Raw genomic sequence first — 464 nt, forward strand, 5'->3', positions numbered from 1 at the left:
GTTAAAGCAGGCACGAATGTTGAGCAACAAGCATTTACCCATAGCGATGCCCAACAGTGGTTTTTTGCACCAACAGATACTGGTTACGTTGCTTTAAAACAAGACCTTAACAGTGATTTTTGTGCCGGGGTGGCAAACAATGCCTTAGTACCCGGTGCCAATGTTGAAATGGCTTCGTGTGAAGCCAAAACAGCACAATGGCGAATTGCACCAGTAGATGGTGGCGGGGTGATGTTGATCAACCGTTACACAAATCAAGCGCTTGGTTTAAGTGATTGCGGCCTTGCGGAAAACACTAACTTTGCACAACAACCTAATTTGGGTAACAAGTGCCAAATTTTCCATCTTCGTGAGCCAAATTAGTTATTCAATGAGTTCGACTCTCACCAAGCCACTACTTTGTTAGTGGCTTTTTTATGTGCGCGAAAAGATTTAAATGCCATGATATAAGATAATTTTAGGGT

The 464-nt window shown here is 42.7% G+C and carries 1 protein-coding gene; it reads left to right on the forward strand.

What is annotated here, in order from left to right; genetic code table 11:
* On the forward strand, positions 1 to 363 hold a 363-nt coding region (locus CWB85_RS21595), incomplete at its 5' end, for an RICIN domain-containing protein (protein ID WP_138555998.1).
* Positions 364 to 464 lie beyond the last annotated feature (101 nt).

It is taken from the genome of Pseudoalteromonas sp. S1727 (assembly GCF_005886375.1).
Lineage (GTDB): Bacteria > Pseudomonadota > Gammaproteobacteria > Enterobacterales > Alteromonadaceae > Pseudoalteromonas > Pseudoalteromonas haloplanktis.